This is a genomic window from Solitalea lacus (genome assembly GCF_022014595.1).
Taxonomy (GTDB): Bacteria; Bacteroidota; Bacteroidia; order Sphingobacteriales; family Sphingobacteriaceae; genus Solitalea; species Solitalea lacus.
On sequence record NZ_CP091740.1, the window covers coordinates 3,970,910 to 3,986,737 of the forward strand.

The following is a 15,828-nucleotide window of genomic DNA, read 5'->3' on the forward strand; positions in this document are numbered from 1 at the left end:
TTTAATTAATAAAAAAACTCCTCTTTAATAAAATTGAATGTTTTGAGCAGTTTAGAATTTGTTTTTGATAAATTGATGTATGGTTTCGCAATAGCACCAAACCGACGAAATGAATCAGCAACCTCTTCAATCATACTTCCTTCAAAATCAAAAGTGTTACAATACTGGCTCGCAATCTTTATACACTCCAAGACGGCCAATGTGGCCCCTCCACAATTTTTGAAATCAGGGTTTATAGCGTTTATCAAATAATATGCCCGATCCGAATCCCATACTAAAAACTCAGCACAATGAATATCACCCTGAGGACCAACAACATAAATAACTCTTCCGGAATTCTTAGCGTAAGCAGCATTGTATAAATCAATAAATAGAGCCTTTGAATAGGAGATCGTTTTATTCCTTTTTAGCAAAGATTTGCAATAGAATTCATAAAAATCATTGGCAGAAAGGTCATACTTTATTTCAAGCTGTTCCTTTCGGGCCCTGTTCAGGTGCTGTCTTTTATTGTAATCAAAGTTTTCTCTTACCATATCGATATTCTTAATAGGCTCAATCACATACGTATAAGCTGTTGACAATTTAAATCCGCAATCTTTATAAAACAGACTCTCCTGAAGCTTATAGTCAAGCGATTGATAAAATTTTTGAAAACCAGGCAGCTTTGAAATCATTTCCCTAAACAATTCTTTTTGAAAGAAAACTCTTTCATCATGACTTTGATCGGGAAGCGGTCTGATCCAAATATCTGTAAACTGTGTTAGTTTAGGCTTGGTAATAACTTTAACCCCATGGCGAATTTTGAAATAATATGGCCATGCTGCCATTATAACTCCATCTCTTTCAACAATTACCACATCCCAGTAACCTTCATAACATACAATATCCAACCACCAAGCCTGATTGAAAACATGAAGGGAGGATGATTCCTGCTTGCAAAGCTCTCTGTATTTTGATTTACTGATACTTTCCATGGTAATTTACTGCTAATGGGGGCTTCCCTTTGATAAATAATAGATTAAAATGAAACCATTATCTCAATAATTGCTCTACTTTACCTATTTAATATCCTTCTTTAGCCAAGGTTAAATTTCTTTTAATACTTGTTTCAACAACTTTGCTATCCTCTTTTGCAATCTTGTACAGAAAGATTGAAAAAAAGATATGATAGATGAAACTAACCAGGCCAAAAAGCGCCACCGAGATAATTGGACTTTTCCAGATATAATATCCTAAAAACAACGCCAGGAATCTAAAACCAATCAACACTGATTCATATCTAAGTCGTTCTTTCTGTTTATTTAAAACCCCTGTAATTGGAATGATAGGAGCATTCATAAATCCTAAAAACAAACCAGGAATTAATAGTTGTGTATAAACCCCTGCGTCTTCCCATTTAGCGCCAAAGACTATTCCAAAAATGCTTGGCGCAAATATTCCTAAGATTCCGAAGCATGGCAATCCTACCACAAAAAGCTTCTTATAAATCTTTAACACCAATGGTAACAAGCTCTTGTTCTCATGCTTTAATCTGTTTGCCTCCTGCAAAAAAACTTGCTGTGTAGAAGAAGTTACTAGATTCATAGGGGTTTGAACTATTCTATAGGACCATGAATACAACCCTAAAACATGAAGATTAAAGTAGCTACCTAATAGAAATACAGGCAAATTCCCTGAAAATTGATTTAACAAGGCGCTGGGCAAAGAATACAAGGGCCAATCTTTGTATTTTATTAGTAATTCCTTAACCCTTCTTTTATTTTCTACACCCTTGCTATAAGTAAAGCCATTTGAAGTAATTGATTTTTTAATATAAAATATTGCACTAAGTACTTGTCCGAGTATTTTACTTCCTATTAAAGCAATGCTGCCAAGAGCACTAAATAGCAATTGCCCCAGGCACATAATGGCCATCTGTCCAACTTTACCTATTGACATCGACGGATAATCACCTTTCCTATTTAACCAAAGATTAAAAACTTGGAAGCAAGACAAACTTAAAGACAGAAGTGGCAAAGAATAGATTAGTTCATGATTAACTTCTATGTTAAATAAACGTGACAAATCATCACCAAAAAATAAAAGCAGGACAAAAATGAATAGTGCTCCTATAATCGCATTAATAACGGAAAGCATAACAACTTCACGGGCCTCAACATCTTCCTTCGGCAATAAAATAGCATACTCATATCTGCCTGTTATTAAAGTTGCAAGAATTAGCGCAATACTATTATAAAGCGTAAATATCCCTATTTCCTGAGGAGAATATAATCTGGTTAAAACTGGACTTATCAGTACTGGTAGGACCTGAGATATAGTGGTACCTGTAAAAACAGTAATGAAATTTTTCTTAAAACCAGATTTTGATTTAAAATCATTAACCAACCACATTATTCTCTTAATTAAGCTAGTATTGAACTATTTCTTACTCAACTCTGACAGCAAAACTTGTTATTCAAATAAGTCATTCATAATAAACGAACGTATCTTTAGTAGTTTCGAATTGTTCTTTGATATCCTGTGCGACTGAACCTGAACTGAGCCATAATGCCTTTTTGTAAGTGATAGGGAATTGATCATCGTATTACCCAAATCATATTTGTCCACAAATGCCGAACTGTATTTCATAGCTTCATAGTATAATAAACTTGAAGCCCCTGTTGAATTACTTTCTCTATCGTAAGCTCCCGTTATAGCATATGCACAATTTTTATCCCTTGCTATCAATGAAGCTCCTATTAATTGATTAGATTCATCAAGTGCATACAGAATTTCTCCGCAGTTATTTGCCTTAATACCATTATAGATTCTCTGAAGTAAATCAAATGAATAATTAATCTTTTTCCCTATACCCTGCAGTACTTTAACATGAAGGGCATAAAACGCTTCTGGTGAAAGACCAAATTTAATTTGAAGGTTCTGTTCCGCTTTTTTAATGCGGCTCCGATACTCCTTTGAAAAATTTTGAAGTAATTTCTCTTGATTAGAAATACCCTCAACTACGAAAGAGTATTTTGTGGTTTGTCTAAAACCATTCCAGTAGAAAGGCATCCAGTTATTAAAGTCATAATCAAATGACACTGAGCAGGAGTCAAATTTTGGCAACTTTTTAATAAGTTGTGAGTAAATGTCTATTTCACGACTCAATCTGGTGCTATATTTTTGGTCCTCCGGTTGATGAACCCAAATACTTGCAAAAGGAGTCATTGGTGGAAGTGTAATTACCGTAAAACCAATTTTTCGCTTTAAATAGATAGGCCATGCCGCAACAACTTTATCATTTGCTTCAATCAATATCACCTCCCAATTGTCTTCTCCACAAACTGCATCTAACCACCAGTCCATAGAGAAAAGGGAAATACGCTCAATCTTGCAAATAGCTCTATATTTTTCTTTATCAGTCTTCATTTGAAGATTTGAATTATCATGAAATGTCTTTACAAGCTTATCCTGATGAATTGCGATGTTCATATTTTTAAGATAAAGAATTAATACCCAAATAAATACTATTATAAAGATCTTGAACTTGTATTACAATCATCGTTAAGTGAGTTAAATCCTGAAATAATCTCTTAACGCTAAATCTTCTTCTTATGAGCACATCTCCATCTTTACATATTAGCTTGTATTTTTCATTTTCTTTAATTATCAACCCCGGTTTGTGATTTATATGCCGTTGTTTTTTTATGGATTTATATCCAGTAACTTCCCAAAGCACTCCTATTGCTTTAGTGGCAGATTTTGAAATAACTTTAGAGACATTATCTCTGTAATTCAAATAATGATACACTCTGGTTACTGGCCATTCGTTCCAGTTAATTAATGAGGCTATTTCACTTTCTTTTATCTTTCTTGCCCTATAATTGCTATTACTTTCTTCTTGCTTTACCCGTATAACCGTTCCGTTTTCTATATCATCAATTGCACGTAAAAGCAACTTTGCTCCAACCTTTCCCATGTTTTTTTCCGCCTCATCCAGCTTACTGCCCACATTCAATGAATACCGTTCCTGATAAATAATGTCACCTGTATCCTCTCCTTCATCTATATAATGCACCGTAACTCCAGGATTCAGTTCCATATCATGATAAGCCCAAAACATTGGATTTGCCCCCCTATATTCTGGCAGGTATGAAGGATGAACGTTAATAACTCCATGTTTGGGAATTTCAAGAATATTGCTCCATAACATGTGATGACTAGACCGTACCACAATCAAACCCGCATCCAGTTCTTTTAGCCAGGGTTCTAGTTCAGATTTATTGTGCTTTGTTAACAAAAAGTAGGGTATATTCTTTTTCTTTGCAAAAAGAATTAAGTCACTTTTAAAACCTTTGTACAGAACTTTAACTACCCTTTTAAACTGCGTGAGTAGTTTAAAAACCTTTTTTTTCTTCTTAGGCAGAACACAAGACTGTATAATGCCAACAACCGTATGTTTCGAGTTTAACAATGCCTGTACAATCGATTTAACATCTTTACTAGACGTAAGAATAACAACCTGCATTACTGATAAAATTAACTTTTTACAATTCAGTTACTTTCAGCATTTCATCAGTTACGTGATTAATCCTAACCTTTTCTTTTTTGCGTAAAGCATAAACCCTTTCAATTATCTCCACTACTTTTAATCCTTCCAGGGCATTGGTTGTAATAGTTGACTTATCTTTTAATGTATTAATAACATTCTCGATAATATAATGATGATTTTGAGCAGATCCTTTATAGGCACCGTAATCATTCCCTGGATTAGTGGGAGCTAATTCCGGCATTTCATAATTTTTAATATGGCAATACTCTACTTTATCCATGTATTGACCACCAATTTTTACACTACCATTTTCGGAAATGATGGTCATGCTACTTTCCAGGTTCTCATCCCAAACTGCAGTTGAATAGTTTATGCATCCCATCCCTCCTCTTTCAAAGTCAAAAGAGATAAAACCACTATCTTCAAAATCAGTCAATTTTTTATGGTTAAAGTCGGCGAACTTTGCCTGCATGTTCTTGATATCACCAAAAATCCAATACATGATATCAATAAAATGCGAAAACTGAGTAAATAGTGTCCCGCCATCAAGGTCTATGGTTCCATGCCAGCTTTCTGATGTGTAGTATCTGTTATCTCTGTTCCAATAGCAGTTAAGCTGTACCATGTATATTTCACCAAGAATTCCTGAATCGACAACTTCCTTGATCCATTCTGAAGGAGGAGAGTAACGGTTTTGCATTACAGCAAAAACCTGACGATTTACCTGCAACGCTTTATAAATCAATCTTTCAGCATCAATTTTGCGCAATGCAATGGGTTTCTCAACAACCACATGTTTTTTAGCTTCCAAGCATTTTAAAGCTTGTTGGACATGCAATCCATTAGGTGTGGCAATGTTAATGACATCGACATCAATCCCTGAAAGAATAAACTCTTCCAGGCTTGTAAAGAAAGGGGCGTTAAATTTACCTACTCCAATTAATTCAGGGGGCCTTACGTCAATAAGGCCTACTAATTCAGCTTCCTGATTACGGAGTATCATTTCGGCATGACGTTTACCAATGTGGCCACAGCCTACAACGGCAAACTTAATTTTTTGATCGAGAGCGTACATAAGTTTCTGTTTAGGTGATACGTGTTACATAATTATTTTCAAATTTATATTGCTGATTACTTTCCGGGCAGGTGGCGATTCCGTTAGAATCAAATACCAATCGATGACCATATTCTCCCACCCAACCAATTTGTTTGGCCGGATTACCTACAACTAATGCATAAGGGAGCACTGTTTTGGTCACCACCGCTCCAGCTCCTATAAAAGCGTATTCTCCAATATCATGGCCACAAACAATGGTTGCGTTGGCCCCAATTGAGGCTCCTTTTCCTACATTGGTTTTTGAATACTGATCTTTTCTATTAATGGCACTCCTGGGGTTTATGACATTGGTGAACACCATTGATGGACCCAAAAAAACATCATCGGCGCAGTTTACCCCGGTATAGATTGAAACGTTATTTTGAACTTTAACATTTTTACCCAAAACCACACCTGGTGAAACAACCACATTTTGTCCGATGTTGCAGTTTTCTCCTATTACAGAGTTGGACATGATATGACTAAAGTGCCAGATTTTGGTACCTGAACCTATTTCACAACCAGGATCAACAATGGCAGATTCATGAACAAAAAAATCATTTTCTGTCTTAGGCAAGTTGTTTAATTGAGTTAACATAAGCAGTGAGTTTATTCGTAATATGAGACAATTGATCTTCTTCTAACTCTGAATGCATGGGTAATGATAACACCCTATTGCATAATGATTCAGCTATTGAAAAATCTCCGTCTTTATATCTTTCCGATTTAAAGGCTTCTTGCTTATGTAACGGAAGCGGATAATAAACCATGCATGGTATACCCGCTAATTCGAGGTATTTCTTTAAACTTTCACGATCAATATCATTATCTAACAACAAAGTATATTGATGGAAAACATGAGTAGAATTTACTTGACGAACTGGTATTTGAACTCCTTCTAATGTCTCAAATGCCCGATCATAATAACTTGCTGCAAAATTTCGGGCACTAGCATATTCATCAAGATATTGAAGTTTTATATTAAGAATAGCAGCTTGTAAGGTATCCAAACGAGAGTTAACGCCTACCATCTCATGATGATATTTTTTTGCCTGGCCATGATTTGCAATTTTTCTAATCTTTAAAGCTAAATCAGCATTATTAGTCATCAATGCACCTCCATCGCCAAAGCATCCTAAATTTTTTGAAGGAAAGAAAGAGGTACAGCCAATATCACCAATAGTCCCTGCATACATCACTCTTCCATCAGAAAAAGTATACTTCGCTCCCAAGGCCTGAGCAGTATCCTCAATTACATACAAGCCATTTTCTTTGGCAAGCATCATAATTGACTCCATATCGCAACATTGTCCAAATAAATGAACGGGTACAATTGCCTTTGTCTTTGGTGTTATAGCCTGCGTAATTAAATCAGCAGTTATGTTAAACGTATTTGGATCAACATCAACCATCACAGGAGTTAAACCCAATAAGGCAATAACTTCTGCTGTAGCCACGTAAGTAAATGCAGGAACTATTACTTCGTCACCCGCAGATAAATTCAAAGCCATCATTGCAATTTGGAGGGCATCGGTTCCATTTCCGCAAGCTATCACATGTTCAGCTTGTAAATAAGCCGCTAAACTATCCTGAAAAGTTTTTACCTGTGGCCCATTAATAAATGCTGTTTCAGCAAGGCATTCATTAATGGCCGCATCTATCTGAGGTTTAATGCGTAAGTACTGGCCGTGTAAATCGACCATTTGAATTGGGTTCATAATTGAGAGCGTATTAAGTTTATCAAATTTTACAAGCGAGCATCAACCAATTCTCTGTCTAAAAATGCTTTGGTATCAAAAATCACAGATGATTTGTTATGCGTTAAATTATTATATTCTAAACATTTAAACTCTTCATGAGCAACAGAAAGTATTATTACATCATAATTTTTCCCATCTAAATCTTCTAAAAGTCTAACCCCGTATTCCTCTAATACTTCACATTTACAAGCCCAAGGGTCATAAACATCAACCGAAAGACCAAACTGCTTTAACTCCCTATAAATATCAACAACACGAGAATTTCTTATATCCGGACAGTTTTCCTTAAAAGTTATTCCTAAAATCAAGGCTTTTGATCCATCAATCTTATGACCTTTCTTGATCATCAGCTTTACTACTTTATTGGCAACAAACATGCCCATATTGTCATTAATCCTTCTTCCTGAAAGAATTACTTGCGGATAATACCCTAAGCTTTGGGCCTTGTGCATTAAATAATATGGATCAACACCGATACAATGCCCACCAACAAGTCCTGGTTTGAATTTCAGAAAATTCCATTTGGTACCTGCGGCTTCCAACACATCGTGAGTGTCGATTCCCATTTTATCAAAAATCAATGAAAGCTCATTTACGAATGAAATATTAACATCACGTTGAGCATTTTCAATTGCTTTTGACGCCTCGGCAACTTTTATTGATGCCGCCAAAAATGTTCCGGCGTCGATTATAGAATCATATAATGTTTTAACTTTTTGGGCTACTTCCGGATTACTTCCACTTACCACCTTTTTAATAGTACGAAGTGTGTTCACTTTATCCCCAGGATTAATTCTCTCAGGTGAGTATCCGGCAAAAAAGTCTGTATTAAACTTTAATCCACTAACCTTTTCCAACAACGGAACACAGTCTTCTTCCGTACAGCCAGGATAAACCGTAGATTCATAAACAACAATATCACCTGCTTTCAGAACTCCTCCAATCATTTCCGTTGCCTTTAATAGTGGTCTTAAATCCGGATTTTTAAACTCATCTACCGGCGTTGGAACTGTAACGATAAAAAAGTTACACTTTGCGATCTCTTTAAGGTCTGATGCAAACTTTAATTTTTTTGATTCCTTAAGTTCAGCTCCCTCAACCTCAAGAGTTCTATCATGGCCTGCGTTAAGCTCATTAATTCGTTCTGTATTAATATCAAATCCAACGGTAGGATATTGTTTTCCAAATTCTACAGCCAGAGGCAGGCCTACATAGCCTAATCCAATAATCGCAATTTTAGAGTCTGAAATATTCATAAATTAACTTTACAATCTCTGGTTTTAATTATTACCAATAACACCTGTATTCTGTATATGGACTATGAAACAAATCGTTCCAATAACCCTTTATGACTCGGATCTTCTGAGTAATAGTTTTTATAATTTTTACCATAATTACCGCCATATCCATTGTTAGTATCCACCGAATTAAAAACAATGCCCATATTTTTGAATTTACCCGATAAGTATAATTCAGTAATATTCTTTAATTGCTGATAATAGGTATGATTATATCTAATTATGTACAACGACATGTCAGCAAACTTTTCAACAACCATCGCGTCTGATACTAACCCTATTGGCGAACAATCCATTATAATACAATCGAATCGTTCTTCTAAATACTTCATCATATCATTCAACCGGTCATTTAATAATAATTCAGCAGGATCATTAGGAATTGTTCCACAACCGATAAAAAATAGGTCGTCAAATCGGTCACTCTGTTGAATAATCTCTTCTTTAGTAGCCTGTCCCTTCAAATAATCAGATATCCCTTTGGTATATCCTTTTATTACATCCGCGCTTAAATCTGGTTTACGCAAATCAAATTCAATCAACATAACTTTCTTACCAGTAAGAGCAATGCTGGCGGCAAGATTTAAAGAAACAAAACTTTTGCCCTCTTCACTTACACTAGAAGTTACTAAAATAAATTTTCTTTCAAGCCCTTTGTTTACATAAAGTAAATTGGTTCTTAAAAACTTGAATTGCTCAGAAATTACTGTTCTACTTCCAGGCCATACCACCAATCTGTCTTTAGAATGATTTTTACCAATCACACCCAACACAGGCGCTTGAGTTATACTTGATATTAATCTTTGATCTGTTACCTTCTCTGAGCCAATCAATGAACTAGACCAAAAACTTATCACTGGAATGGCTAACCCTAAAACAAACGCGATCAAATAGGTTTTCAACGGAACCGGACTAATTGGTAAAATGCTACTGTGCGCAGGGTCAATCAGGTTACTATCATACACTTTTGTGTCGTAAGACAATGCAGTTTCTTCTCTCTTTTGGAGAAGGTAAATATAAAGTCCTTCTTTTAGGTTTTTCTGCCTTTCAACAGTTACCAAATTTCTTTCTTTCAGGGGAACTGAACGAATAGAAGCATCAAATTTGGAATTATTTCGTTGTAAATTACTTCTGGTTATCTGCAGTTCCCTCTTTATCTGCTGAATATCAGCATCTATGCTTTCACGACTATTCTTTATTTGTTCATTAACTGTCTCAACTAAAGGATTTTTTTCTCCCATGCTCTGCAAAAGACGGGCTTTTTCCAGTTCCATGGTATTAAGTTGACCAATTTTATCTTGTAACACCTTATTATCAGACAATAATGATGATGGGATTGGTTGCCCGGAACTGATGGAAGATCCAATATTATCAAACATTTTAAGTTGATTATCAACTTGGTTTAGCATCAGGTCATTTTCTTTTACTTTTTCTAATAATATAGCCGACTCTGAACTTATATTGGTAATTTCTTTACTTGTTTTATACTGCTCAACATTCTCTTCGGCATTTTTAAGCTCTCCTGACAAAAGCTTTAATCGATTATCCAGAAAAGTAAGTGCTTTTAATGCTTCTCTTTTCTTTACCTCCAGTTTCTTCTTATTATACTCCTGAACCAAGGCATTAACAATATCAATCCCTTTATCAGGAAGTGACTCAGATAAGTTGATATTAAACACCGTGGCATTTTCACTTGCTGGAGCTACTAACAATTTATCCCGATAATCCTCTATAGTTTTGGCGTTGGATTTGAATCTTATTCGAAAGCTTTTAAATGCATCGGCAGAATAGAAAACCCGATCCACTCTAAATCTACCAAACTCGTTATGAACAGTTGAGCCAAATTTATAAAGTGAACTTCCGCCTCCATTTAAAATCCTAAAATAGGAGCTGTCAATAGCTACCAACTCCAATTCATTTTCATAGGCATAATCCTCAAGAGATTGAGGAATTACCTTTATCGGAACATTTTTATAAATTTCTCTACTTCTCCATGGCCCTTTGAAGAAACGTTCCCAGGTAAAAGGTTCTATCAAATAATAGTTAACTGTTAAGTTTAGATCATTAACAACATTTTCCATTAACAATCGAGCCTTAACAATTTCCATCTCGTTATCAATGAGCTTACTATCGTTAAATACGTTTAATTCTTCAAGAACACTTTCTTTTTTTTCTGAACTTTTTTGTTCTTGCTTAACAAGCACTGAGCTGGTGATTTGGTATTGGGGACGTGTAATTTTCAAATAACTCCATCCCAATATAAAGCAGCATAAAACAGATAATACAAACCAATACCATTTCTTAAGACATTTTTCAAAAAAATCCTTGAATCCAATTTCAGGTTCAGCACTATTCTGTGAGGAGTTAAAAATCATTTTGAGCGTATTTAGATAAAACTACAAGGATATTAATTACTTAAGAGCATATATCGCAACAACATTTAACAACCCAATTAAAATCGTTAACATTTGGTAGGTCCTGTTTTCACTGGCGTATACTTTACGCGGACCTGGTTCAACATAAATTACATCACCTTTGTGTAAATAATAATAGGGTGAGTTAAATATATCAGTTTGATTCAGATTAAGACGTCCGAATTGCCGTACGCCGTTTTCTTCCCTAATTATCAAAACATTCTCTCTTATACCATAAATGGTTATGTCTCCGGCCATACTCAATGCTTCAGTCAATGTTACTTTTTCATTAGTAATATTATAAATCGCTGGACGTGCAACTTCTCCCAATACTGAGATACGAAAGTTTAAGAACTTTACTTTTACAGATGGCTCTTTTAAATAGTCAACCAATTTTGATTTTACCAATTCATTTGCTTCATCTGTAGACAAGCCTTCCACCTTTATTCTGCCAATTATAGGAATTTCAACAGAGCCGCTTCTATCTACAAGATAACCATCTATTTGTCTAAGTTCAAGTGAATTTGAGTTCCCAACGACAGATTGCGGATTAAACATATTCGTTGCTTCCGCATTTAAACTGGTAATACTTATTGAAAGAATATCATTTGGCTGAATTTTAGGAATATATTTATTTATCGCTTGTTGAGTTGCTTTTGAATCGATCCCTGCACCCTTAAAATAAGGGATATTCTCAGTTGAAGCGCATGAAGTTATGCCAATAGTAAAAAAGAGTAGAATTTTGGAGAATAGAATGCGCGTAAATTTCATGGTATTTGATTATGATTTAATACATAAGCTTTTGTTTATGTATAATCAATTTATATACCAATTTAAATTTTAAGTAACATGTTTCTTAAAAGTATAAGAGGAATGAAAATTCGAAGAAGTTTATTTACCCTAAAATTATCAAAACCGTGACCTGGTTTAAAACTATAAGTTCTGAAACACCAATGTTATTTTCTTAATAATTTCATAATAATTTAATGAGAACAACCTCTATTGGCACGGGAAGATTGGCTTCTATCAACAAGATAGATAAGCTTTTATGACCTTTTTATAAGTCACATCAAATAAGTTATGTACATAAGAATGATTTGTAATAAATAGCTAGTTTAAATAACTATTGGTTGACTTAATTTGAAAACGAAAGTTTTAAGTTCAACCCAACAGAGTTCCATTTCAGTTGATCTGCACCGATACCGGAAAGTGGGTATTTTACAAACGGCTCAACCTGTAACTTACTGTTTTTCAGTGCATAATTAACCCCAAATGAAAGATTCAAAGTTTTAAACCAATCAAATCGAGAAAAAACTTTCCCTGTATTCTCTTCTGTCTCAAACTTAGATGTTGCATCAAAAGCAGATGCGGCACCAAATGGGTAGGCGGAATAAACTGTTGAATTGGATTCGTCTAAATAAGTATAACTGCTAAACCCTCCGCTTATAAACCATGCATACTTTGTTTCTGGAAAAACGATTTTTACATTTATTGGCAAATCAACGGCCAACATGCTCGTTTTATAACTCTCTGGGGCTGATAAAACATTGGAAACCGTATTGATTTTATAGGCTTTTGCTTCCACTGCGGCTGGCAATGAATGGGTGGTATTAGTGGTATTAAATGCCAAAGACTGGTTCCCCAAACTAAGACCAGTATTTATCTGAACTTTAGGAGAAATTGGAATATCAACATCGAAACCTGCTCTGTAGCCCAAATTATTCCCCGAAGATCCTTTGGCATAACTCATAAATGAGCCTGCCATCATTGAAAAATCTACGCCTTCTTTGTTCTTAGTTTCTCCCGCAATATATTCTTTTATGCTATTGGTTACGATTGGCTGGGGTGATTTAGAGATTGTTCTCAATTCTCTTTGGATAATTTCAGGAGTTCGCAATTGCTCATTTGCAAGAGGCTGCGGACTTAAAGAAACAAGGAAATACCTTTCATCAACAACATCAGCTTTATTAAAAACCTCAGGCTCATTGTATTTCTCAATTAAAGAGCCATTAGACCTTTGCACTTTAGCTTTTGAATTAGATGAACTGGTTATTAGCACTGATTCTTCATTAGTAAAGGTCTTTATTTTCTCACTATACCCTTCCTCTAAATTTTGAGTCAAAGCCTTTACTTCCCTTTTAGTAACATGCTTTGTATTAAAGGCATTATTTGGAGCATTTACCTTATCATTTTTTAGATAATTAAGATTTAGTACAAAAAAAGTCAGCACAGCAGCAGTTGAAACTATACTTAACAACCATAGTGGCACCACCTTTTTATTTTTTCGCTCGGCAGCCTGCTTCTTTTCAAGCAGTTTATTCCACCCTTCGTTAGCTAAACCATCATCATACTGATCAAATACAGAACGAATTTGTTCCGATAATAACTTATCAAACCGCTCTTCCATAGCCTTCCGTATTAAGTTCTCCAATAAGTTTTCTTAATCTTTCTTTTGCCCTCGACAAATAAACTCTAGAGCTACTTGCTGTAATTCCAACAGTTTCCGCAATTTCGTCATGCGTGTACCCATCAATTTCATACATATTGAATATGACAGATTGTATTGAAGGCAGTTTATCCAGCATTTCCAAAATATCCTTATAACCGAGCGAGCTGATTGCATCGGCATCTTGCCACAACGGCTCTGCAACTTCATCAATCGGTTGTTCAGCCTCCTTTTTCAATAGGCTGCGTTTTCTGTCAATGGTTTGATTAACTATAATCCTACGAAGCCAGGGTTTAAATGAACGTTGAGCATCAAATTGAGCCAGCTTATCGAAAATCTTCAAAAATGCATCATTTACAACTTCCAAAGCATCCTCACGATCAATGCTATAGCGCAAGGATACGCCCATTGCATAGCCATAAAAACGTTTGTAAAGCATTTCCTGATACCGCGCATCCCCTTTGCAGCAACGTTCAATGATTTCCGAATCTGTAAGCTGGTTCAGTTTAATCATTTAGTAACTACTGCTAAGAAACAGGTGTATTTCTTGTAAATAAAACAATCATTCTAAAAATCTCTACCTTAATTAATTAACCGGTGCAAAGAAACAAAGTATTGAGCACACAGACGAACATTTTGCTCACGCTAACAAAATATTGACAATCATCTTTTTAAGCAGGATGAAAGACTGTGTCATCTGTAATGCTCAACCTTCGTTGCTTACAACTAATCTAAACCGATTATTTTAATGGGTTTACGGCACTATAAACCATATAACCCTTATTTTTTGCGTAAATAATTATTGAATCTTTCTTAACATCATATTTGTAACCAGTCTTCAAAAAGTCGATCGTTTTTATATCTCCTTCAGAAGCGGCTGATTTATCAGACGAAACAGTTCCAGGAACAAGTTTATAATCGCCCTCCATTTTATATGAACCGTTAATGATAACCTGTTCAGGTTTGCCATTAAAAGCGGCCAGGTTATTAGCCTTATCAAACGAAATTAACACCGTACTGTTTGGCAAATTGGTTATGGCTGAATCTTTCCCGGTTTTATCAAAATGATGCAAAGCTTTTAACTTCCATGAACCCTGAGGTACTTCTGCTTCAGGTTTTACATCATCATTATCGTTACATGCCGTAAAGGCAAAAGCTATAGTTGCTATGGCTATTAAGTTTGTTTTCATGTTGTTCTCTTAATCAGAATTATGTTTCTTAATTTTTTCCGGAAAATTCCGGGGAGAGCACCAACCTGTCGACAGAAGGCATGTAACCGAAGTCCTACTCCGCGCAAATAAATCAGCGGCTACATTTATCAATACGCACAACCCTAAGAAAATGCTACAGCTACCTAAATAAAAACTTAAAGAATCGCAATACAACACTAAAAATCAATGAATTAAAATGAAACCATTCATTAAAACTAATGCCCCACGGTGATTGAGATTGACAGTAGGAGAAGTAAGGAAGAATTGTAATTGTCAAATTTCAATTATATTTATCCATTAAACTAATAGAATAGCATGCTAAAAGAAGAACGTCAGGCATTTATAATAAAGCAGATCAACCTTCACAATAAAGTACTTTCAACAGATCTAAGCCGGCAACTGAATGTTTCGGAAGATACTGTAAGAAGAGATTTAAATGAATTAGCCGAAAATGGCAAGATTATTAAAGTTTACGGAGGAGCCTTATCAAAATCATTCCACTTCCCGTTTTCCGATAATGAAACCTATGCCAAAGAAGCTAAGAAGATAATTGCAAAAAAAGCAGCAAGCCTGATTGAAGACGGAATGGTTATTTTAGCCGGTGGTGGTACTACTATGATTGAAATAGCCAGAGCAATACCTAAACACATAAAATGCACCTTTTTCACCATTAGTCCTTTGGTAGCGCTTGAACTGGTTGAAGGGTCGACAAGTGATGTAATACTCATTGGCGGCCACCTATCTCCTAGTGCTCATATTACCATAGGATCTCAAGTGATCAATCAGCTTTCCGAAATCCAGGTGGATCTTTGCCTTTTAGGAACAAACGGTCTCTCACTAGAAAATGGCCTTACTGACTCAGATTGGGAAGCCGTACAGGTTAAAAAAGCCATGATAAAGGCTGCCCGCAAAACTGCAATTGTAAGTATTGCTGAAAAATTAGAGTCAACACAAAAACTGAAGGTTTGTAACCTAAATGCCATTCACTACTTAATTACTGATTTAGACGTGACGAATAACGCATTAAAAGGCTATTCAGCTTCTGTGGAAGTATTATAAAAAGTAAACCCTC

Annotated in this window: 14 protein-coding genes; 1 reads left to right on the forward strand and 13 read right to left on the reverse strand. The window is 35.3% G+C overall.

What is annotated here, in order from left to right:
- Positions 1-5: 5 nt before the first annotated feature.
- The 13 genes from L2B55_RS17100 to L2B55_RS17160 form a co-directional block, all read right to left on the reverse strand.
- Complete coding sequence (locus tag L2B55_RS17100; protein ID WP_237847413.1) at positions 6-974, reverse strand: GNAT family protein; 969 nt, start codon at positions 972-974, stop codon at positions 6-8.
- 88 nt (positions 975-1,062) lie between these two features.
- Complete coding sequence (locus L2B55_RS17105; RefSeq protein ID WP_237847414.1) at positions 1,063-2,385, reverse strand: lipopolysaccharide biosynthesis protein; 1,323 nt, start codon at positions 2,383-2,385, stop codon at positions 1,063-1,065.
- A 66-nt stretch (positions 2,386-2,451) separates the two neighbouring features.
- On the reverse strand, positions 2,452-3,471 hold the full coding sequence (locus tag L2B55_RS17110) for a GNAT family N-acetyltransferase (RefSeq protein ID WP_237847415.1): 1,020 nt from the start codon (positions 3,469-3,471) through the stop codon (positions 2,452-2,454).
- A 4-nt stretch (positions 3,472-3,475) separates the two neighbouring features.
- Positions 3,476-4,507, reverse strand: a complete 1,032-nt coding sequence (locus L2B55_RS17115; RefSeq protein ID WP_237847416.1) for a methionyl-tRNA formyltransferase — start codon at positions 4,505-4,507, stop codon at positions 3,476-3,478.
- Positions 4,508-4,526: 19 nt separating this feature from the next.
- The gene (locus L2B55_RS17120; RefSeq protein WP_237847418.1) at positions 4,527-5,606 is read right to left on the reverse strand and encodes a Gfo/Idh/MocA family protein; all 1,080 of its coding nucleotides are present in this window, start codon (positions 5,604-5,606) and stop codon (positions 4,527-4,529) included.
- A gap of 10 nt (positions 5,607-5,616) precedes the next feature.
- Entirely contained in the window at positions 5,617-6,225 is a 609-nt protein-coding gene (locus tag L2B55_RS17125) for an acyltransferase (protein ID WP_237847420.1), read from the reverse strand.
- A complete protein-coding gene (locus L2B55_RS17130) occupies positions 6,197-7,345 on the reverse strand; it encodes a DegT/DnrJ/EryC1/StrS family aminotransferase (protein ID WP_237847421.1) in 1,149 nt (382 codons plus the stop codon). Before L2B55_RS17130 ends, L2B55_RS17125 begins: the two co-directional genes overlap by 29 nt.
- Before the next feature lie 29 nt (positions 7,346-7,374).
- Entirely contained in the window at positions 7,375-8,643 is a 1,269-nt protein-coding gene (locus L2B55_RS17135) for a nucleotide sugar dehydrogenase (protein WP_237847422.1), read from the reverse strand.
- A 62-nt stretch (positions 8,644-8,705) separates the two neighbouring features.
- On the reverse strand, positions 8,706-11,060 hold the full coding sequence (locus L2B55_RS17140) for a GumC family protein (RefSeq protein ID WP_237847423.1): 2,355 nt from the start codon (positions 11,058-11,060) through the stop codon (positions 8,706-8,708).
- Positions 11,061-11,096: 36 nt separating this feature from the next.
- Entirely contained in the window at positions 11,097-11,870 is a 774-nt protein-coding gene (locus tag L2B55_RS17145) for a polysaccharide biosynthesis/export family protein (protein ID WP_237847424.1), read from the reverse strand.
- A gap of 364 nt (positions 11,871-12,234) precedes the next feature.
- Positions 12,235-13,506, reverse strand: coding sequence for an outer membrane beta-barrel protein (locus L2B55_RS17150; protein WP_237847425.1), 1,272 nt, complete (start codon positions 13,504-13,506; stop codon positions 12,235-12,237).
- A complete protein-coding gene (locus L2B55_RS17155; protein WP_237847426.1) occupies positions 13,490-14,059 on the reverse strand; it encodes an RNA polymerase sigma factor in 570 nt (189 codons plus the stop codon). Before L2B55_RS17155 ends, L2B55_RS17150 begins: the two co-directional genes overlap by 17 nt.
- A gap of 226 nt (positions 14,060-14,285) precedes the next feature.
- A complete protein-coding gene (locus L2B55_RS17160; protein ID WP_237847428.1) occupies positions 14,286-14,735 on the reverse strand; it encodes a hypothetical protein in 450 nt (149 codons plus the stop codon).
- A 336-nt stretch (positions 14,736-15,071) separates the two neighbouring features.
- Here L2B55_RS17160 and L2B55_RS17165 point away from each other — a divergent pair, with 336 nt between their 5' ends.
- On the forward strand, positions 15,072-15,815 hold the full coding sequence (locus L2B55_RS17165; RefSeq protein WP_237847429.1) for a DeoR/GlpR family DNA-binding transcription regulator: 744 nt from the start codon (positions 15,072-15,074) through the stop codon (positions 15,813-15,815).
- Positions 15,816-15,828: the final 13 nt, after the last annotated feature.